The sequence below is a fragment of the Zunongwangia sp. L-65 genome (assembly GCF_056859415.1).
In genome coordinates this window covers 1-22,563 of sequence record NZ_JBSXOK010000075.1, presented here as the reverse complement: position 1 = coordinate 22,563, position 22,563 = coordinate 1, and the positions used below count along the sequence as shown (strand labels likewise).

Sequence of the window (22,563 nt, the reverse complement as noted above, 5' to 3'; positions counted from 1 at the left end):
TTATTTGTTTATAGAAAGTTGTTCACTTAGCTCTTCCAGGGATTTTCCCTTGGTTTCTGGCATCATAAAAATCACGAAGACCAATTGCAGTACCATCATAAAAGCGAAGAAGGCAAATACATATCCAGGACCTATAGTGCTAAAAAGAAATGGAATACTTGATGGAATAATTGCTGCGAGTACCCAATGCGTTGAAGAACCAAATGCCTGGCCTGATGCACGTAAACGGTTTGGAAATATTTCAGAGATAAATACCCATATCACCGCTCCCTGTCCTATTGCGTGGGATGCTATAAAAAGGAAAAGGAAAACCGGAACCCACATTCCTCCCCAATTCAAGAAAAAAGCGGCAGATACAAGAGAAAGAGAGATTATATAACCTATGGAGCCATAGAGTAAAAGTTGTTTTCTACCAAGTCGATCTATTAAAAAAACTCCCAGAAGAGTAAACAGAAGATTCACCACTCCAATTCCAATACTACTTAAAAGTGCAGTGCTTTCCCCTAAACCGGCAGATTCAAATATTCTTGGAGCATAATATAAAAAGGCATTTATCCCCGAAAGCTGGTTAAAAAAAGTTATCAAAAATGCAAGAATCAAAGGAAAACGATACTTTTTCAGAAAGATATTTTCTCCTGTTTGTTCTTTATCATCTAACTTCTGTATCTCACGCAACTCCTTTCGAGAATCGATATGCGGATTGATCATAGATAGCACTTTTTCTGCTTCCTCAATTCTTCCTTTGGAAATTAGCCACCTTGGGCTTCTAGGAATAAATATGACAAATAGAATGTATAGGAGCGCGGGCAATGCTTCTATACCTATCATCCACCGCCAGGGTTGAGCTCCGGTATTACGCAACAAATAGTTGGACAAGAATGCTATTAAAATACCCAATACGATATTAAACTGATAAAGAGACACCAGTCTTCCCCTTTTATTGGCTGGTGAAATCTCAGATACATAAGCCGGTGCGGCAATGGTTGAAGCCCCTACTCCAAGGCCTCCAAGAAAACGAAAAATTGCAAAAGAAATAGGATCATTAACAAGGCCTGATCCCAAAGCAGATACAAAATATAGTATTCCTATTATTACAAGTGTGTTCTTTCTTCCCCATTTATTGGTGGGAATACCTCCAAAAATAGCACCTACCACAGTTCCCCATAAGGCCATCGCCATCACAACAGATCCATGAAAAGCATCTGAAGTATTCCATAGTGCCTGAAGCTGCTTGTCGGCTCCTGAAATGACCACAGTATCAAAACCAAATAAAAAACCAGCAAGTGCAGCACTTATGGACCAGGTTAGAATTTTATTCATAACTTAATTTTTATGTCTAAAAACTAAAGTATGCTTAAAACCCACCCTTATATTTTAATAATTTCGCAAATGATTTTAATAATGTTAAGGATAAGCAAAATTTAATATAAAAAACTAATAATCAGAAATTTAAACTACTTTTAAAAATAAACCGAAAACGATATAGTTTCAATTATGATACATAAACTTCAATAATGTATCATAATTAAAAAACCAACTACAAGGTTTGAGATTTCGTGATTAACAGGTTTTTAACTCTTTAGGAGAAATACCATATTCCTTCTTAAAGGATGTTGAAAAATATCCCGGGGAGGAATAGCCAACTTCATAAGCAATCTCAGAAATATTTAGCTTTGAATTCTGGAGTAAATTTTTAGCTTTTTTAAGGCGTAGCGAATTAATGTACTCATTAACACTCATACCTAACAGCGCTTTTACTTTTCTATACAATTGCACTCTCGAAATCTCTAAACTAAATGCAAGATCTTCTACAGTAAAACTTGAATTTTTGAGGTTAGCATCAATGAGGGCATTAAGCTCTTTAAGAAAAAATTGCTCGGCTCCGGCAAAGTTCTCTCCATTCACTTTATCTATACGGTTGGTATAATAATATCGTAGTTTTTCCCGATTAAATAAAGCCGATTTAATGGACTCCATTAAGATCTGATTATTGAAAGGCTTAGTAATATAAATATCTGCCCCTGCTTTTAGGGCTTTAAGCCTCGATTCCTTATCACTTAAAGCGGTTAATATGATAGTAGGAATATGGGAAGTTCGTAGATCGCTCTTTAACTCCCGGCATATCTGAAATCCATCTTTATCTGGCAGGTTAATATCACATATCATCACATCTGGAATAACTTCAAGGGCTTTTTCAACACCATCCACGCCGTCAGAAACGTAAACCTTATATTCTGAGCTTAATTTTTTCTGAAGCAAAAAGGATAGTTCGAGATTATCTTCAATGATCAATACCGATTCCGCATTTTCCCTCAAGTTTTTATTAGCATCTATCTCTTCAGGAATTAGATTCTCCACCCGGTTCCTCTCAGAAGAGGTATCCATCCCCTTTTGAACTTCAGAAATAACATACTCTTTTAAATGAACATCACCTTTTAATAGCGAAATTTTAAATTCGGCTCCCTGGTTGGAAGAAACACTAATATTCCCTTTATGTAATTCCACAAACTGGCGGGTAATATACAGCCCAATACCAGAACTGGGCCTGGTATTGTTACTAGCCTGCATATACGGATCAAAAATACTTTGGAATTCTTCTTTCGGAATCCCTATACCGGAGTCCTTAAATAAAATTTCAACTTTTTCCTCCTCCTCTTCTATTGTAATATGAACTTTTCCATTTTTAGGAGTAAACTTAAAGGCATTAGAAAGGATGTTAAAAAAGACTTTATCCATCATTTTCCTATCTAGATAAAGCTGAAGATCTTCGCTTTTATAGGAAAATTTAAGATCAATAGATTTTTTAAGCGCTTCGCTTTTGAAATTATCAACTATATTTTTCAGAAAAGGAACGATTTTGGTCTTTGTAACCCTTAAATCGAAACTGCCATTTTCGATTTTTCTGAAATCCAACAGCTCATTAATAAGACGTAGCAATCTTCTGGAGTTATTTATAATAAGATTGGTCTCATAAGAGATCTCCTGCGATTCTTTAGAAGGACGTTCGGATATTGACTCAATTGAACTGGTAATAAGCGTTAATGGCGTTTTGAATTCATGCGACAAGGCCGTGAAAAAATTGATCTTACTTTCATTAGAAATTTTCAATTTTTCCGCGAACTCTTCAATTTTATTTCGCTGTGCCAGGATCTCTGTATTACTCGACTCCAGATTTCTTTTATGCTTTCTAAGCTTAACAACCAGATAAATACTCCATATGCTTAGTATTAAAAGCAGGACTAATAAAAATATCATTAACTGGATAAGCTTCGATTGCGAATTGTACGTGTTGATTTGTTTATCGATTACTTCCTGTTGGTGCTCAATATCATTCTGCTGTTGGTTCATTTTATCGAACTGGTTCTTCATGATCCCAACATTTACAGAATCTATAATAATCGTCTTCAGTATATTATTCTTTTCAATGCTTTGTTGATTGATCAAATCCTCAGCCAATTTTATTGCCTCCATTCCCCCGGTAGGATAAAGCACTGTGGCCTCCAGAATACGATCTTTAACTAATTGAATTCCTCCATTAGGGCCAAAAAGTCCATCCACTCCAATAACATGGATATCATTTTCCATAGATTTCTCTTTTACCACCTCCCAGGCTCCCAGGGCCATTCGGTCATTATGTGCAAAAATGTACTTTGGGATTTCGGTGGAATCTAAAAGCTTTGATAATTCCTCTTTTATGGAGGCTTTTTCCCAATCGCCTTTAATGAGATGGGATATAGTTAAATTAGGAATCTGGTTTATCGCCCTTCTAAAGCCTTCACTTCTTTCATGGGCAGGCGAAGATCCTTCCTGACCGGTAATTTCTATGATTTCAGCGGGTTCACCTGAATGGGAAATGATATATTTTGCGGCATTGCGCCCCACTTCTACATTATTTGCACCAATATAAGCTGTAAAATTGCTCCCATCTATTTTTCTATCGATAACAATAGTTGGGATGCCTGCATCCATCGCCTTTTCTATAACAGTAGTAATGGGATTAGACTGGATAGGAGACACAATAAGCACATCTACACCGTCTTTAATAAATCCTTCTATCTGCTTAACCTGTTGGGCAACACTGTTCTCAGCATCCTTAATTTCAAGAACAATTTCTGGGTGAAGCGAAGCTTCCAGTTGCATGGATTTATTCATCTCACGGCGCCAATTGTCTGTTGTCATCGCTTGCGAAAAACCAATTCTATAGTTCTCCTCCCTATGTTGTTGATTGCACGAAAGGAATAAGAGGAAAAAAATGGTAAGAAGGAAAAACTTAATTAAAGACTTCATTGATTAGTAGTTAACAAGCTTCTAAAATAAAATTTAAAAATTGTTTAACAACAAATAGAGGTGCCTAATTTGTAAACCCTTTTACTTCTATGCCATCTAAACGCTCTACAAATCATTAAGTTGAATAAATATACCACTCGTTTTGGGTTCATAACTTTTTTTAATTTCCTTAACAGTCTTCCGCTAGAAAATGACTTTTAATATTTTATTTTTTCTATCAAACATTGCCTGGGAAACATTTAATATACCTTCCAATTGAAGAGGTTAAAATGACTGGCTATAGAATGATTCCAACAACTTTTAAAGTCACAGATTTTATCTGTTATAAATCTTAGCAGATCAGTACACTACATCTGCGTAAATCAATAAATACACTTATTAGGAAATTACTTTTTGCTTCGAGGCATCCTTCCCTAGCCTTTGATTCCATGGGTCGAGTAAACTACGCATCAATCCTTAATACAAAAAGAGGTGAAAAAATCGATATTTGTGAGTTTCAAAGCGCTTATAGACCGTCTTCGGTTTTCAGAAAGCAAATGGCAGAATTTAATCTTGGTAATGTTTCCGGATAAAGTTATTCCTTAATGTTTTATTATGTTCAATCACTGGTAAAACAATGCAGCATGGCGAAAAAGAGAAAGAAAGTGAAACAGCTAAATTAAAAAATAACCGGCCCATGGACCGTTATTGTATCTTAAACTTTCGACCTTTTTATGAATTGCCTCTAAAAAATATAATAATCCGTTACTGATGATTATTGAAATTCACCAAGATTTTCAAAAGCTTTTATGGTTTCTACCTCTAGAGCATACACCGGGTTTATTTATTAAACTTTTCAATTAAATACCTGTCTGCTCCCGTAGACCAAAGAGCTCCATAGACTAATAAAGGCTGAAACAACAAACGGATAAAACGTTTGGTATCTGTATCCAATCCAAAGGCATCAATCCTATTCGTATACTGGGATATGTTTCCCGGAAAAATAAGAATATAAAACAAGGCTAACATCAATCCGGTACTAATTCGTTTTTCTTTCCATAAAATCATTAATACCCCCAGAGTTATCTCAACAATACCAGAGAAAAGCACCGTTACGTCCATTAATGATTGATTTGCTGGTAACCAACGGGGCACCTGAGCCTGAAATTCTTTTCGTTTAAAAGTGAGGTGTGCTATACCGGCAAATACCATAGCTGAACCCATTAACAGTCTAACCACATTTCGTGTTCTGATGCTTTTCATTTCTTTTTTCTAAAAGATAGTATAGAAAAAGAATAAGCGCAATTTTCAAATAGGCTTTATCAAATATTTCACATTATGCTACTCTTTTAATAGCTGAAATAACTTAAAAGCATCGAACTTGGGACGGTATTCTAAACTTTTTGCCTTAGAAATTCCCTGGTTTCACTTGTTGTGAAGTACTAATCTGAGTATCGGTTTTATAACCTTCAATGGTTTTGGGCACTGCCGGTAAAATTTTGGTATTGATCATATTTAACTGAAATACCTCATCGAAATCTGTATTTGGACTGGCAATTCAAAAGTGTTTTTCACATATTCTACATATGAATATTCGTAATATATAATAGCCCGTATTATCCGTGCTCTTACTTTCCGTTCCAAAAAGTTTCTATAATTACATCTGCTATCTAATTTAAATCATTTATTGGCAATGCCAGAAGCTAGAATACACGATCCCTATACTTATGAGCATACCTCTAAATTGCAAAAAGTTTTCTGATTCCTATAAGATTGCCTCAGCTTATTGAGGGTAGTACAATATACCTGTAACTAAAATACTTTATAAAAAAATAAGCGTTGTGAAACCTTTTTAAAAATCTGAGGTCTTTATAGTAAAAGAGCTTAGGGCAATGAGGCATGTATCAAAACATCATTTTTTATTTCGAGGCATTCCGCTCCCGATAGCTATCGACAAGAGACAGGAACCCGAGCATTTAATCTCGATTATCGAGGAGTAAACAACATCAAAAACTTGAAAAACCTAACCGACGAAGAATTGATGAGCATGGTTGCTAAGGATCATTTGGATGAGATGCGGATACTTTATGAACGATATCATCAATGGATCTATAACTTTTTTATACAGATGATTCGCGATAAAGATATCTGTGAAGATTTAATGCAAACCACATTTTATAAAGCTATCAAATATCGCAAATCATACCAGGGTGGAAAGTTTGATTCCTGGATCTTTAGGATTGCCCGCAATCTTAGTTACGATTATTTTAAAGCTCAAAAAAACCAGTATCAAAATGAGGACCATACCATAATTCACCAAATTAAAGAAGACGAAGAGGATACGAATGATGACATCATAAAACTCAAATTGGTAATGCAAAAATTAACCCCTGAAGAAAGAGAAATAATAGTCCTTAGTCGTTTTCAGGAAATGCGCTATCTGCAAATAGCAGAAGTTTTAGGCAGTACGGAAAATGCGATCAAAATAAAAGCTCACCGCACCCTAAAGAAATTAAAAAAATTATTTTTTGAATCTGTAGAGATATGAATTGTAACGAAATAGAACAACGAATTTTTGATTATTTGGAAAGACAGCTTTCTGAAAAAGAAATCCATGAATTCGAAAAGCATCTAAGCCAATGCGAAGCTTGCAGAAAAGAACTGGAAGAAACTAGAAGGCTAACGGAAACTATCAAGGTTGTTTCTTCAGAACAACCAAAGACCGGACACTTTACCTCTTTTGAAGACATGCTACAACGGGAAAAGCAGAAATTAAAAAATCATGAACCCAAAGTACAGGTACTATATTGGAAAACAGCTTTTCAAATTGCCGCTTCTATCCTGCTTTTGCTTGGAGGCTATCTTTACGGAGAGTATCGCGGCAAGGCACTGGCACAAAAACAAATCGTCCAGTTACAGCAACAATCACAGCAGCTTAAAACCAATATGACTTTAGCTATGCTTGATAATCGTTCTGCCAGTAAAAGAATACAGGCCGTCAATTATACAGAAGATATAAAAATGCCAGACAATCAGGTATTGGAAGCCATCATCGGAAGATTACAAAAAGATGATAATATCAATGTAAGGCTGGCAGCAGCTGGGTCATTATCGAGATTTCAGGAGAATCAGCTCGTAAAAGATGCTTTTATCACTACGCTGGAAACCGAAGAGAATCCTGAAGTTCAGATTGCAATCATTCAGTTTCTGGTGCATGTTAAGGATGAACGTTCGGTAAAGCCCATGAAAAAACTATTAAATCAACCCGAAGTACCGCAATACGTAAAGTATCAGGTTAATCAGGGACTTGCACAAATTTTATAATCAATCAAAAAAACAAGAGTAATGAAAAAAACAAGCATATTATGTATGTTGCTTATGCTTATTGGTAGCGTAGGCATGGCCCAAAAGGAGTTTAAAAAATCACTAAGCGGTATCTCCAGAATAGAAATCGAAACCAACACTTCCATATTTATAAAAAAGGGAGTATCAAATGAGTTTATTATCAGGGAAGGTTGCAGCAACTGTAAAAGTGAAGAAGAAGAAACGGGATCGACCTGGAATGATAAAGATTCTTCAATTGATGAAAAAGCTAAAGGTCTCACTCCTATTTACGCTGGTGGGGAGGATAATACCGGAGTGGGGATGTATATGGAGAAAGATGGGGAAAGTTTACGGATAAATGACCTTAAATCTTTTTATAATCGCAGGGGATTGACTATAAGCGTTCCGGCCTCAGTAGCCCTAAAGATAAACTGCGGAAATTTAGGTAATGTGAAGATTGAGAATTTAAGCAACGAGCTAGAAATAAATACCAATATAGGCTATATAAAACTAAACAATGTGACCGGCCCCATAACAGCACACAGCACTACGGGAAACATTGATGTGGTATTTAGCAGTGTTAATCAAACCGCTCCGATTTCCATCAGTTCTTCTACGGGTATGATCGATATAAGTTTACCCTCCAATACAAAAGCATCGGTAGAACTCAATTCTACTATGGGATCGGTATATTCTAACTTTAACCTCATCAAGCCAAGGGAAGACGGACTTAAGGCCATTGGCGGTCAAAAAGCCATTACGGGAGATATTAATAATGGAGGGGTAAAAATGAGCTTAAAAGCTTCTGTAGGAAATATTTATCTAAGAAAAAAATAATCAAATTTATTAATCAAAAAACGAACATTATGAAACATCTAATCGTATTAACAATGCTCATTCTTTTTACTTCGGTTACCCAGGGCCAAAGACAGGTTGAAGAACAATTTAAAATAGCTAAAATAGAACAGATCAATTTAAACTTTAAATTTGCTTCTGAAATCAAAGTGGTACAATGGGATCAAAAGAATATCAATGTCAAAGCAAATGTTCTGATAGAAAATGGGGAAGGTAATGATGCTTACAGTTTAAAAAGTGAGACCTCTTCTAAAGACATCACTATTTATTCAGACTTTGGAGATTACTTCAAGCAAAAAAATAATATTGTACTCAATAATTGTGATCATAAAACTGAAATTAATTATGTGGTTTATGTGCCTAAAAACTGTAGGCTTAAAATAAAGAGCATTACCGGAAATGTTATTTCAGAAAACTTTTCAGGTAAACTGGAAACAGATTTGATATCGGGAAATGTGGAGCTAAAAAAGTATGATGGAGAGCTTGCTTTAAAGACAATTAGTGGAAATTTAGATATTACAATGAAGAAAGCCGAAATTGATGCCAAAACCCTAACCGGAACTATCTATTCTGATCTTGATATTAACGTAATAAAAACTCATAAAAACTCTTCTATATCCAGTAGAATTCAAGGTATCGTTAGTAATGGTAGTGAAAGAGCAAAACTTGAAACTATTTCAGGTAATATTTATATGCGTAAAGAATAGTAATTTTATATCTCATGGCTTTCTATTAAAAGTTAGAAAGCCATGAGATAATTTTCCAGAAACTACCTTATGGTTTGCTCTAAGGTAATTTACCAAATTTCTGGTAGTGACATTGTCACCTATATCTAATCCAATATCGGCAAATCTTAATCGATACTATAGTAAGATGTTAAGAATACACAACAAAACTAATAGCCTGTAAAATGTCGCATATTTTTTTGAATTTTAAACCGATCTTCCCATTAAAGGGTCAGTAGTACTGGTTTTTCCATTTTCGATATGGCCGGCAAAACGTTGTTCAAAATCAGCGTATTCCGCTATCAAAATGCTGTAATCATACCAGCCAAATGAATCATGGACATCTATCTCCTGTTGATGGGTTCCTTTTTCTAAAACTACATTCACCGGTTTTCTATTATACGACTTATCGATGATAGCAACACTAATCTTTTGTTTTGTATCAATTTGAAAAACTGCACGCATCCCTTCTTTATTACCTGCTGTTTTCAATGTAATAGTAGTGGCTGCAAGCTGATTTTTATGCCCTCGAAATTCCCTGTAAAAACCATTAGGAGCATAAGCCTTGATAAAGAACTTATCGGAATGGAAAGGAAAATCATATTTTATATGTTCACCTTCACTTACGGTAAAATCATAACAGGACCTTTTAGCATCCTGAAGTAAAGAAGTCATATCATATACCTGAAATGGTGCTGCTCCTTTTTTAGATTTCGATAGCGTATTTTGGTAGGACATAGTAAGTTCCAACTTATCTTTTGAAGCCATATACCCGCAATCTAATGACAAATTATAGGGTAAAGCACAAGCAGGTTTGGTACCCGGCTCCTGCGCCGGCAATAATTTATTAAGTTGATCTTTATTTCTTAAATCCCTCAAATCGGTATCACTTAACATTTTATAATCCGAAGGCAATTTCTTTTCTTTCGCATCATAAATTTGTTGGATATAGGCGTCCCTTTTTACCGCCATTTCTTTTGGTACTGAGCTATCAGCATCCCTGAATACCGAAGTAAGGTTACCACAAATAGCCCGTCTCCAATCTCCAATATTCTCTTCAATAACTTTTTTACCTGTTTTCTTTTCTATAAAATGCTCCAGGAACTGTAACGAGGAGGTATGATCAAAAACTTCACTGTTTACATACCCTCCCCTACTCCATGGTGAGGCAACTATCATAGGTACCCGAAAACCTAAACCTAAATTATGTTTTCCGTCTACAAACTCTTCTTCTGTAGGGATATTGTTAGTCGCACCACTTCCCGGTTTAGGCGCTACAAAGGGAGGTACATGATCAAAATAACCGTCATTTTCATCATAGGTAACGATAAAAATTGTTTTTTTCCATTGCTCCGGATTTTTCGTTAAAATATCCAATACTTCAGATACGTACCAGGCGCCATACCATGGCGAACCGGGATGATCTGAAAAAGCACATGGGGCTACCAACCAGGATACCATAGGTAATTCCCCATTATCTACATCGTTTCGAAATTGATGAAGCACGTCTCCCTTTGGCACTTTAAGTTCCTTATCTTCAAACTTCAAGTGTTCGAGTTTTCGATATTCCAGATAATTTTTATTGGTGATAAAGGCTTTATTATGGATTGCCTTTTGGTGATCGCTTAGCTTATTAAAATTAGCTTCGCTATACACCTCAAGATCTTTCCTAAGATTAGCGATTTTAGCCGTTAATTTTTTTTGTTTATTTTCTGAATGCTTTTCTGACTTTTCAATTTTTAATAGTTTTTCTAATTCTGACTGCATCCATGCCCTGTGCTGGGGATGAAGACGAACATTATATTGTTTTATAAATTCTAAATCATTATCAGTAAAGTTAGCAAGCCAAAACTCTTCTTCTCCAGACAGACCTGTGGGAATACTAAGTTCGTTTTGATATACTCCCCAGGATATCCCGGCTTCTTCAAGGCGTTCTGGATATGTTTTCCAGCTCACATTTTTAAAATCGATCATTCCATTATCTACATGGGCTTTTGAAGAAGGATTATGTGCATCTTCACGAACAGTTCCCGCCCAGAAGTAATTTCTATTGGGACTGGTACCCGTTAACGTAGAACAAAAGCTTTGGTCACAAACCGTAAAAGCATCTGCAAAAGAGTAATAAAAGGGAAGATCTTCCCGGTCGTAATATCCCATCGTTAACGGCATTTTGGCATAGTCGGGATTCCCTGATTTTTTGGCTTCAAGCCATTTATCCATCTTACCATTATTTCTTGCAGCCACCATATCTTCCCAACCATGAGGAAGTGATCCCATCCAGGTGGATTTGGTATTTTTTATATCCAGACGAAATGGCGTTGCAGTTTTACCAGCATTATTACGCTGATACCACACTGGCAACCCAGTAGGAGTGTCTATCGCCCTGGGGTCATTAAATCCACGTACACCACGCAAACGCCCAAAACAGTGATCAAAAGACCTGTTTTCCTGCATAAGAAACACGATGTTTTCTGCATTTAAGTAAGTGGTTCCGGGATCAGCACTTATCGCTAAAGCCCGAGCTATCGATTGTGGCATCGAATTAAAAAGTGCTGTGGATCCAGCTAATAAAGAAGCTTTTTTCAGAAATGACCTTCTTGACTCCATAACTTATATTTTTTGAAATCTAATTATCAAAAATGATAATTAATTTTTTGAATAACGTTTTTTTAAAGCGTATAATTATAAAATAGCAGCATCGTAAAAACAGATGCTGCTATTTCTATAAATTAATCAAGCCACCAGGGAAGTTGTCTTATCCCATCGTTTCCGCCAAATTGAGCGTTTATTGCGGCCTCCAGATTTTTCGTATTATTATTATATTCTTCTACCGGATAAACAAACCTGTACGGTGGTGTTTGCCCTGTAGGATAATCAAATTCAGGATAACCGGTTCTTAGATAATCGTAATACTGTGACCACCCGGCCTGTAAAAAGGTGGCAATATACTTTTGCGTGATAATGGTTTCCAGTTGTTCTTCCTCAGTACCCTCAAGACCTAAAGCAGCCTGGCCCAGGTATTCTTCCACTTCTTCTACGCTTAAATATTCTGAGTATGCACTCGCATTCGATCTATAAAACTCAAAATTTGCACGAATAGCATTTTCAAAATGTGTAGCTGGCTGATCATTTATCCAGCCTCTCAACGAAGCTTCGGCAAGTATGAACTCGACCTCCCAATAACTTAAAATGTTATGCGGTTCGGTCGTAGGATCGGTATAATATCTTGCATTAACTTTTGATATGTTCCCACTGGCAACCAGGGTTTCATTGATTACCGAGTAGTTTTCCGAAGGGCTTCCTCCGTTATAGGAATCAAAATTATTGATATCTAATCCCTGCGATGCAGCACTTGAAGTTTGTTCGGCTACGATAAATAAACGCGGGTCTTTTAATTGCTTCAATAAATCAATATAGGTAGCTGACATATACATACTTGATCCGTAACTACTCGAATTAAATTCGGTATAACGACTATCCTGCTGATCCTGAAAAACTAATTGTGCATTATCTTCTAAGGAGCTAATCATCATCCCGCGCGCATAAACTTCTTGAAATTTGCTTACGATATTTATTGATCCGGCAGTAGTTTTATTGGAAAGGCTTATTAATAGTTTCAATTCGTAAGCATTAATAAGTTTTAGCCACTTTCTGGCATCGCCGTTAAAAATGATATCACCTTCAATAGCCACATCTTCCTCTATCATAGATGCCGCTTCATCCAGTTCAGTAATGATTCCTTCAAAAACGGTCTCCTGAGAATCATATGATGGCTCAAAATCATCTTCAGATTCGCCCTTTAAAGCTTCAGAATAGGGAATATCCCCAAACCGAAGGCTTAATTGATAAAAATAGTAAGCTCTAAAAAATTTACCAATAGCAATATAATTAGGACTACTAATGCGTTCAGCTTCTTCAATCATTTTAGTAACCTGTCTTAGATCATTAAACTCTCCAAAGCTACCATTACCCCATTTAAAATATTGATAATCGTTCTCTTCTCCCGTTTGTATAAGCATTCTTGAAGCATAAAGCGGACTGGTACCGGCAACCTGAAAAGCTTCAGCCGAAATTTCTGTAAGTAGTAACTGGGGATGAGTTTGGCTTACGTTGTTAGGATTTTCATTAAGCTCATCTAAATCCTGACAGCTTTTTGTAATAAAACCTAAAAGAATAATTAAGGTATATATGACTAATTTTTTCATGAAATGATTTTTTAAGTTGAGGCTTAGAATTTAAAGTTTACTCCTAAACCAAGATATCTGGAAGAAGGATCCTGAATATTATTATTGTCACCCGTTTTATAGTCGGGATCTGTATAATAGTCTCCTTTTTTTAGTACAAACAGGTTATAGCCATTAAAGCTCACATTGGCATCTTTAATGGTTTTACTATTTAAAAGATCAGTAAAATTATAGCTTAGGCTAATGCTTCTCAATTTTAAATAAGAACGATCAAAAACATTCGCAAAAGTTTCACTTTCATCCTCGGTCACTCGGGCACGATATGGATAATTTTGCGACCAGGTTTGCCAGCTAATAGGAGTGGTATGCTCTTCAAAAACACGATTATCTGAAACAATATTACCACTTACGTCCCTTACCAACTCACCACTCACAAGATTTACACCCTTAGGCACATAGATAGCTTCTCCTGCGGCATATTCTTCATCACGATATTGAACAGATTTAGGATGTTTTCCTCCCCACCACATTTTTTCAACAACCTGAGACCGCAAGACACCTCCCCAAACGCCATCCATGGCTATATTTAAGTTCCAGTTTTTATATTTAAAATCATTTACAAAACCAAAAGTCCAGTCAGGATCAAAATGCCCTAAATAAGATAAATACGTGTCTCTGGTAGGTAAGCCCGTGGAAGCATTCAAAATAACTTCTCCCTCTGGAGATTTCATCCATTCCTGATCGTAGTAACTATCGATACGATCATTTAGAGAAAGGTTTCCAAACTTATCTTCCCCACTTGTAATTTCTGTTAGTTTGGTTACTTTTTTCGACCAGTTTAATAGCGCCGACCATTTAAGATTTTCATTAACAATGGGTTTGAATCTTAAGGAAAGCTCCAGTCCGTTAGTTGTATATTCATTTCCGTTAATTTTTCTGGAAGAGAATCCGGAAGCAAGGGAAATAGGCTGGTTAATAATTTGATCGGTATCTACCGTATTGTAATAAGTAGCATCAAAAGCAAGACGATTATCTAAGAACGAAGTATTCAATCCTACCTCGAAAGAGGTTGAAGTTTCCGGAGAGATATTTGGATTAACAATACCGGAAGGATATACAAGACGCTGAACATTTGCAAAATTCCCTGAACTATTATAATAAGCTGAAAGTTGATAAGGATCCAGATCACTGGAAACCCTGGCCCAGGAACTAAATAATTTTACATATTCGATATCCTCTGGCATTTCAAAAATATTACTTATTAAAGCACTTCCCGATAATGAAGGATAAAAATAGGATCGGTTTTCTTTAGGCAAAGTTGAAGACCAGTCATTTCTGGCAGACATCGTAATGAAATAGGTGTTTAAGAACTCTAAATCCAGAGTACCATACACACTATTAATCGCTTTTTTCCATAAATTATTTTCAGCTCTTACCGGTCCGGTAGAATTTCCCATATTATAAACTCCCGGTACCGTTAATCCATCGGTTGCCGCAAATTCTTGTTGGTACCTTCTATAAAATGTTGATGCACCGGCATTCACTACGATTTTAAAATCTTCTGAAATGGAATTATCATAAGTGGTCAGTACATCATAATCGATATTTAACCTTCTTGTATTCCAGGTTTGATAAGATCCCTCTCTTGGCGCACTATAATTAAAATAAGATTTTGGACTTTCTAAATCTTCAAAATTTGATTTTAACACTCCAGATCCTCTTAATTGTAACCTGAAGTGTTCATCAAATTCATAAGCTAATTTTAATTGAGCATTCAATAAATCTGAATTATATTCTTTTTGATAATGATTGGCTCCAAACCACGGATTATTATACCATGCATAGTTCCAGTTTGCCTGCCGGTATCCTTCCATTCCCGGTACCCATTGATGGTTTTTAAGATCCTGCCCATTCACATCTTCTCCCATCCAAATCAAAAGGGTATACATATGTCCGCTAGGATTATACCCATAATTTGGATAATTAGGAGAATAAACTTTGTTGTAAGAAAGCTTACTGGTTAAACTCATCTTATCAGATAGCTGCGTTAAAGACTTATAACTTAGTCCTCCTTGTGATAAACTAGAGTTTGGTACGCGATCTCTATTATGCGAAAAATTTCCATTAATGCGATAATAGCCTTTTTCACTCTTTTGGCTTACGGTGAAATTAGTACTGGAAATTATACTTGTTCTTAGAAAATCGTCTAAATTGTCGTGTCTAACCCATGGTAAAGGCTGTCTTGAATACCTGGATCTGTTATCATATTGCGTACCGGTCACGCTACCATACCATGGAATAACTTCTCCGGTTTGGCTATCTACAATCGGACTGTTCCACTGCGGAATCAATAAATTTTCATCAAATTTTGGTCCCCATATCATATCACCATCGGCAATACCGCCGTCGGCACCATCCCAGAATTCATACTGCCCGTTAGAGCCATTTCCATATTCATGCTGGGTTTCCGGAAAAATAGCATAACCTGCTGAAAACATGACATTTTGAGATATTTCTATGCTTAACCCATCTTGCGTAGCGCTCTTGGTGGTAACCAGGATAGCACCGTTTCGTCCTCTGGATCCATATAGTGCAGAAGCAGCAGTTCCTTTAAGAACATTTATAGCTGCAATATTATTTTGAGGAACATCAAAAAAATCAGTTTCTACCGGGATTCCGTCAATAACAATTAAAGGCGTCTTTCCCCGTAACGAGAATGAAGGTGATTGAAACATCCCAGGAGGACTACTTACCTGAAGTCCCGCAACTTTACCAGAAAACAAATTAGCGACATTAGGCACCGGTAAATTCTCCAAATTATTGGTTTCTATTTCCTGTGTGGCATAACCAATTTTCTTTTCTGCTTTTGTAATTCCCAGTGCAGTTACTACAACCTGGTCTAAAGATTCGGTATTTACCTGAAGAGTTACTGTAAAATTATTCTTGTTTCCTACTGCAACTTCCTGGGTTTTAAAACCAATATAGGAAAATATAAGCGTATCATTTTGTACCGCGTTAATTAAAAAATTACCATCAATATCAGTAACAGCTCCAACCTGATTGCTGTTTTTAACACTTATGTTAACTCCTCCCAGGGGAAGACCATCAGGATCGGTAACCACTCCCGATATTTCCTGTTGACTATAACCTGTCCACGAGAGATTAATGAATACAAATAGTAATAGATAAAAATGCTTCATTGATATTATTTTTAAGTGAGTCGCAAACCTATTAAACGGTTTTAGCAAACTCGTTAACAATCTTTAAAGACATTATTATCTAAAAATGAATAGGAAATCAGTGAACAAAATCGCAAATAACTGACTAATAAAACCTTATAAATATCGCTTGTTTTTATGTTCTTATACAGAATAACTATTTTATAATTAATTGTTAACGAATCTATAAACTGAAAGAAGGCGATTCGATAAAATAATTGAAGATTATAACGCAGGTAGTTTATCTATTAAGAAGCTTACGAAGAATTACTAAAGCAAGCCAAAGACTTGTCTAAAGACCAAGAGCGTTTAGCAAAAATGTAATGACTGAAGAAGTGCTTCAACTCTTTGATCTTTTAAAAAAAGAAAAACTAATCAAAGACGAAGGGAAAGCGTAAAGTTGGCAGCTTCACATTTATTGTAAATCCTTTTTGATTCCAATAAACAATTCTAATTCTAGAGTAGCAGAAAAAGAAAATAACTCAAAAAATTGTACTAAACGGACTACAAATTAGGGGTAGTCCATTTATACTTATTATCTTTTTTAGAACCTTTTCCTTATAAAATCGCTACTATTTATTCGCGCAGAAGTATTTTATATCTATTTTCTAGCATGTTGATATACGCTTTTTGCATCTCTTCACTTAAAAATGAATTTCGAATTAGACCTATAGTCTTGTTTTTGGATTTATTAAAGCGTTTAAAGACGCCATTGATTTGCTTTTGAGTTAGTCCTAAATCGAGACCAAAGTCAATTAGCAATTTTCTAGTAATTTTTTTCTTTTTCCCTGCAAGCGTCAAAGCTAACTCTTCCTCATCGTCTGGGTTTACTATGGAGACATTCAGTAAATCATAAGCCGGAGAAAGCGTCCACCCATAATCTGCTTTTATCAAAGAGAAATTTTTTAAGTGCATATCATTATTTCCCGTTAAAAAACTAAAAATACTTAATTCATAATACCGAAGAAGATCCAATAAGGTGTTTTCAGCATATTCATTGATAGCTTTTCCGATGCGCTCCATCGATCCTCGATATTTATCGAAAGCTTCTACGACTTGAAACATATCGATCATATGGATTTTTGATCCGTCTTCTTTTCGATCTACTCTTTTTGTGATATAAGATAGCTCGCCTGAAGAAAGCCGAATCAATGAATGCGGAACGACCGAAATGTTGAATAACTCTGCCATTTTCATAGTGACATCTTCATTTGCGGGCATTTCAGGATAATCTGCGGAAGGTGGCTTAAAAATATAATTTCCGCCTAATGCTCCTAACACCGTAAGCCGCTGATCGTTATTATTTTCAAATAATGACATCGATAATTTGGGCTGTACACCAGGAACAGAAATACTACGTTCTACAACCTGCTCGGCCAGTGTTGTCATTTCCTGAATTGAATAGGGAATTTTAGGAGGCGTTTTTGTTCCGAAGAATTTTAAGCTACACTCTTCATGAAAGTCTCCTTCTCCAGAAAGCTCTTTATAACAAAATAAGCACTTATTCATCTTCAGTAGGTATTGGTTCAACACTTACTGCGCCTATACAGTTTTTACAACAGGCCAATAATAATCCCATCCGGTCATTTCTATTGATTTTCCAATTTTTAGAAGCAATATCCAGTAACCAACCTTCAGGAATCAAACCTTCAAAAAAAGCGAATAGACGTTTTTCTTTATATTCTGTTTTACGAACAGGCATCGTAAATGTGATAAATTGATCGGGATAATTACGAACATAACCCTCATCATATTTAAACACAAACTCGCCGTCATTGGTCTCTGTTAATTGTCCACAATAAATAGTATCATAAAAAATCCTAGCTTGCCTCATGAGCTTCAATCTCTTTTAAATTAATCGGTGCGAGCTTATGACCAAACATTTTTAAAACCTGGTTGACTTTATCCAAATTTAAATTTGTTTGGTTTTGTTCAATTTTTCGAATAACGGTCAACGCTACCCCGGCACGATCAGCAAACTCTTCCTGCGTTAAGTTTACTTCTTTTCTCCGCGCTTTTACAAATGACGCCAATTCCTCCATTATATGTTTTAACGTATAATTTTAACCAAATATAGTAAATTATATGTAATTACATATAATTTAAGATAGAAGAAATATTTTATATGTTTTTACATATAAATATAACTGTCCGAGAAACTATTAATGTAATACCAGAACAGAGTAAAAAATCATAACTTTTCTAACCAATAATCTATATTATCAATTCGTTCTAACTTTCCATTTCGAGCTTCTGCAATAGCGGCTTTAGTAGCCTCATTGGGGATATTACCTATGTCCTTAACCAATACTTTTATTATGTAAAGATTTAAACTGCATTGTTTTGCCTTAGCTTCTTCTTTTAAGGCTTTTAGATCACGATTTAGAGGAGTGAGGAATACCGAATATTTCTATATATCGCTTGATTAAATTATATTCTTAAAATCGTAAAAACCCAGATTTTAGAATTGATCCATTTTGGACTTGATCCCATAAAATTTAAGAAGCTGGCACCTATCGTAGCATCTATAAAAGAAAAGCCCCGTTATCATTACGATACGGGGCTTTTTAGCGGAGAAAGAGGCTCTCTCACCTATAATATCAAGAAGAATCACTAAATACTTATTTCATTGTATTTCAGTTTTTTAAATAAAAATAAATTCTAAAACTTTTATTGAATTTCTTTGAATATCAAAAAAAGTGGCTGTAGATTTGGCTGTATATATTTACAGCCAATGATTACAATAAAGAAAAAAATCACTATTGCTATTGAAAAAAGAAGAAGGCAAGGTGTCATAGTAGAAGAAAATGCCCCTATTTTTCTCCGGTTAACTTATTCAGGAAAGAGAATAAATTTATATAGCGGTTTTCGTATAAATTTGGATCAATGGGATAGTGAAAACAAAAAGGTGATTGAAGGAACTGTTAATGGTAATGACCAGATAGCTGAAGAGATCAATCTGAATATTGAAAAACAAAAATCAGAGATAAATTCTTTGTTTTTTAAATTTCAAATAGAAGAAAAAATCCCCACTACAACTGAAATTAAAGAAGCCTTCGAACAAATTAGATCCGGGAATAAGAAGATTCCTAAGAAAAGAATAATTCAAAAATCTACTGAATTATCTTTCTTTGAAGTTTTTGATGATTTTACAAATTACAATGGGAAAATCAATAACTGGACGGAAGATACCTATACCAAATTTAACACTTTAAAAACGCACCTACAGGATTATAATCAAAATTTAAAATTTGAAGATTTAACTCACGAAGGATTAAGTGACCTATTGGTTTATTTTATGAATAAACTGCAAATGAGAAATACAACCACTAAAAAATACTTTGAATTTATTACCTGGTTTTTGCGATATGCTTTATCAAAAAAGTATACTACGAATGATGCATTCCTCAATTTCAAACCCAAATTAAAAATAGTAAAGAAGCAGGTTATATTTTTAACTGAAGATGAGATTAATCAAATAATCCAGACTAATATTCCTGAAACCAAACAATATCTTTCTAGAGTTCGTGATGTACTACTTTTCCTTACATACAGTGGACTTAGACATTCAGACGTATATGAATTAAAAAAGTCCGATATCAAAAAAGACAAATTTGAAGTAACTACTGTAAAAACATTAGATAATTTGGTTATTGATTTTAACCACACAACAAAATCTATCCTGGATAAATATAAAGATATACCTCTCAAAAAAAATAAGGCCCTACCTGTAATTTCTAATCAAAAGACAAATGAATATTTAAAGGAACTAGGAGAATTAGCAAAAATTAACGAGGAAATTACTGAAACTTACTTTATAGGAAATAAAAGATATGATTCGCCTAAACCAAAATATGAATATATGACCAGTCATATAGGTCGTCGATCTTTTATATGTCTATGTATTGCCAAAAATATCCCAATCCAAATAATTATGAAATGGACAGGTCATTCGGATTATAAATCAATGATACCCTACATCGAAGTATCTGAGAAAACCAAGGAAATTGAAATGAAAAAATTAAATTTTTAATAAATATGGATTGTCTAGTATCCTTGGAGTATATAGATAGAGGCTTTAAAGAAATTGAGAATTCTGGAGACATTGATATTTCGATATTGAAACATATTTCAGAATTTTCAAAACGGGATCTGAAAGATACCCACAACCATCTACTTCAATCTAGTGAACGTGTATTTCTGTTAAATCAGTTAGAAACCACTATAGATAATATAAAAAACTCATATGGTAAGAATAAGCAAGTTTTCGATGCATTCAATCCAGGTGAAAGGTTAAGAAAGTTTTTAAGATTTTCTGATGATATTTTGCAAAATAAAATTAATAAAGCAACATCATTAGGCAAAGAATATAGAGATTTAGATAAAGAATATGAACGGAGGTCTTATAATAATGATATTCCAGAAAACCACTTACAAAATCTAGAAAAGGAAGTCCTAACAGCCCAAAAAGCTTATAAGAAGCAAGTAGATATTAAAGATCAAGCGTATAAATCTAATCAACAAAAATTGGACGAACTTGAATTTATACTAACCGTTGATTTTAAATTTTTTATTGAAAAATTAGATGACTTAAAACTTCTAGTTTCAAAAATGCAGAATTCCATTCCCACAGAGGATAGAGCTTTTAAAGATTCTAACGCTGTATTTATAGCCTTTAATATTTTTGTGAATTTAAACTTACTAAAAGACGTATCGGTTGAAAACTTCATATTAGAGATCGATACTATTAAGCGTAAAATTGATAATACATTCCTTATTAAACAACCTAAGACAGATATGTATATAATGTACTCAATTCACAAATTAAAAGATTTTGTAATTGTTGGGAAGAAAGATATCTGGGAAGAAAAAATGATACAACACTTTGGGTTTAAAAGGGAAACTTATGAGAAAAAAAGAAAGGTTGGAAATGAAAACAAAAAAGACTTACACTTAAAGATCGACAAAGAGTTTAATAGGTATTATAATAATTTCATATTATAAAATAAATAGTAAAAATGATACTCTTTGAACCTTTCCAATACGCATAAAATTTCATACACTTATAATCTTTACAAATCATATTTAAAATACTTAAATTCAGGTTTTTAAATATGATTTATTTTTGTTTTACACTTTCCTACACTCGATAATTACTTACTTTTTCTCTTGATTTGTTTTAGTCGCGACATCAAAAAAATATTAATTCAAAATGACTAAAAATGAATCAAGAAAATTTATTAGATAAGCCTATTTGGCAAATGACCGGAGAGCAATTTATTTCACTCTTAAAGAATAATACTGAGTCTGAATCTGGGGAAATATCCAGCCAAAAATCTTCTAAAAATAACCAAAAGAAGACTTATGTATATGGCATCCGAGGAATCGCCAATCTAATTAATCGCAGTATTTCAACCGCCAATAGAATAAAGAAAAGTGGAATTATAGATGATGCCATTATTCAACATGGTAGAACTATAATGGTGGACTCAGAAAAAGCCTTACAACTTCTAAAAGAAAACTCGGAAATATAATCTTCGATAAGCATAAAAAAAAGCATAACTACTGACATAGCTATGCTTTATAAATAAATTCTTCAACACTTGGAAGTGATTATGCAAAGATACAAAATTCTGTATTATCCTTCCATACAATACTATAATTATGGAATACAATTCAGGGATGTATGACTCCGGAAAAAATAGTAATACCAAATTTGATCAAGTAATAGCGTATTTAAATGATAAATATTTGGTTCGATTCAATATAATATTAATTCAGTATCAAATAAAACTTAAAAGCAACGGGAAATGGGAAATTTTAAATTTAAACTCTCTTTTTATCGAGCTCTATAATTCCCCCCAAAATTCGGACAGTAATTTGAATTAGATTTTTAATTAAATTTACTGTATTATGAACAAGAGGAAACACACATCAGCATTTAAGGTTAAGGTAGTCCTTGAAGCCTTAAGCGAGCGCTCTACGATCCAG

At 34.6% G+C, this 22,563-nt stretch carries 16 protein-coding genes; 7 read left to right on the top strand and 9 right to left on the bottom strand.

Annotation, left to right across the window (positions count from 1 at the left end):
- The 3 genes from AC13DP_RS16705 to AC13DP_RS16695 all read right to left on the bottom strand — a co-directional run bounded on the left by AC13DP_RS16705 (position 1) and on the right by AC13DP_RS16695 (position 5,529).
- On the bottom strand, positions 1-1,320 hold the full coding sequence (locus AC13DP_RS16705) for a sugar porter family MFS transporter (RefSeq protein WP_483068139.1): 1,320 nt from the start codon (positions 1,318-1,320) through the stop codon (positions 1-3).
- Between the two features lie 240 nt (positions 1,321-1,560).
- Complete coding sequence (locus tag AC13DP_RS16700) at positions 1,561-4,287, bottom strand: substrate-binding domain-containing protein (RefSeq protein ID WP_483068138.1); 2,727 nt, start codon at positions 4,285-4,287, stop codon at positions 1,561-1,563.
- Positions 4,288-5,106: 819 nt separating this feature from the next.
- Entirely contained in the window at positions 5,107-5,529 is a 423-nt protein-coding gene (locus tag AC13DP_RS16695) for a DoxX family protein (protein ID WP_483068137.1), read from the bottom strand.
- 751 nt (positions 5,530-6,280) lie between these two features.
- On the opposite strand from AC13DP_RS16695, the gene AC13DP_RS16690 reads away from it, so the two are divergent.
- The 4 genes from AC13DP_RS16690 to AC13DP_RS16675 are packed head-to-tail and all read left to right on the top strand — an operon-like array spanning position 6,281 to position 9,152.
- Positions 6,281-6,814: an RNA polymerase sigma factor gene (locus tag AC13DP_RS16690; protein ID WP_483068136.1), complete on the top strand. Its 534-nt coding sequence runs from the start codon at positions 6,281-6,283 to the stop codon at positions 6,812-6,814.
- Positions 6,811-7,590 carry a HEAT repeat domain-containing protein gene (locus tag AC13DP_RS16685; RefSeq protein ID WP_483068135.1) on the top strand — a complete coding sequence of 260 codons (780 nt, stop codon included), beginning with the start codon at positions 6,811-6,813 and terminating at the stop codon, positions 7,588-7,590. Before AC13DP_RS16690 ends, AC13DP_RS16685 begins: the two co-directional genes overlap by 4 nt.
- A gap of 21 nt (positions 7,591-7,611) precedes the next feature.
- Complete coding sequence (locus tag AC13DP_RS16680) at positions 7,612-8,427, top strand: DUF4097 family beta strand repeat-containing protein (protein ID WP_049771460.1); 816 nt, start codon at positions 7,612-7,614, stop codon at positions 8,425-8,427.
- A gap of 29 nt (positions 8,428-8,456) precedes the next feature.
- Positions 8,457-9,152, top strand: a complete 696-nt coding sequence (locus AC13DP_RS16675) for a DUF4097 family beta strand repeat-containing protein (protein ID WP_148211741.1) — start codon at positions 8,457-8,459, stop codon at positions 9,150-9,152.
- Between the two features lie 225 nt (positions 9,153-9,377).
- Here AC13DP_RS16675 and AC13DP_RS16670 read toward each other — a convergent pair whose 3' ends face one another.
- The 6 genes from AC13DP_RS16670 to AC13DP_RS16645 all read right to left on the bottom strand — a co-directional run bounded on the left by AC13DP_RS16670 (position 9,378) and on the right by AC13DP_RS16645 (position 18,614).
- Positions 9,378-11,777 (bottom strand): phosphocholine-specific phospholipase C, encoded by a 2,400-nt coding sequence (locus AC13DP_RS16670; RefSeq protein WP_483068134.1) that lies wholly within the window; start codon positions 11,775-11,777, stop codon positions 9,378-9,380.
- 122 nt (positions 11,778-11,899) lie between these two features.
- Entirely contained in the window at positions 11,900-13,375 is a 1,476-nt protein-coding gene (locus tag AC13DP_RS16665) for a SusD/RagB family nutrient-binding outer membrane lipoprotein (protein WP_483068133.1), read from the bottom strand.
- A gap of 23 nt (positions 13,376-13,398) precedes the next feature.
- A complete protein-coding gene (locus tag AC13DP_RS16660; protein WP_483068132.1) occupies positions 13,399-16,554 on the bottom strand; it encodes a SusC/RagA family TonB-linked outer membrane protein in 3,156 nt (1,051 codons plus the stop codon).
- A 594-nt stretch (positions 16,555-17,148) separates the two neighbouring features.
- A complete protein-coding gene (locus AC13DP_RS16655) occupies positions 17,149-18,081 on the bottom strand; it encodes a HipA domain-containing protein (RefSeq protein ID WP_483068131.1) in 933 nt (310 codons plus the stop codon).
- Entirely contained in the window at positions 18,074-18,406 is a 333-nt protein-coding gene (locus AC13DP_RS16650; protein ID WP_483068130.1) for a HipA N-terminal domain-containing protein, read from the bottom strand. Before AC13DP_RS16650 ends, AC13DP_RS16655 begins: the two co-directional genes overlap by 8 nt.
- On the bottom strand, positions 18,393-18,614 hold the full coding sequence (locus AC13DP_RS16645; RefSeq protein ID WP_347406734.1) for a helix-turn-helix domain-containing protein: 222 nt from the start codon (positions 18,612-18,614) through the stop codon (positions 18,393-18,395). The genes AC13DP_RS16650 and AC13DP_RS16645 overlap by 14 nt, the downstream gene beginning before the upstream one ends.
- A 641-nt stretch (positions 18,615-19,255) precedes the next feature.
- Here AC13DP_RS16645 and AC13DP_RS16640 point away from each other — a divergent pair.
- From AC13DP_RS16640 to AC13DP_RS16630, 3 genes are all read left to right on the top strand, one after another.
- Positions 19,256-20,605, top strand: a complete 1,350-nt coding sequence (locus AC13DP_RS16640; protein ID WP_483068129.1) for a site-specific integrase — start codon at positions 19,256-19,258, stop codon at positions 20,603-20,605.
- A gap of 5 nt (positions 20,606-20,610) precedes the next feature.
- Positions 20,611-21,576, top strand: a complete 966-nt coding sequence (locus AC13DP_RS16635; protein ID WP_483068128.1) for a hypothetical protein — start codon at positions 20,611-20,613, stop codon at positions 21,574-21,576.
- A gap of 218 nt (positions 21,577-21,794) precedes the next feature.
- Positions 21,795-22,106: a DUF3853 family protein gene (locus tag AC13DP_RS16630; RefSeq protein ID WP_483068127.1), complete on the top strand. Its 312-nt coding sequence runs from the start codon at positions 21,795-21,797 to the stop codon at positions 22,104-22,106.
- The last annotated feature ends 457 nt before the right edge of the window (positions 22,107-22,563 follow it).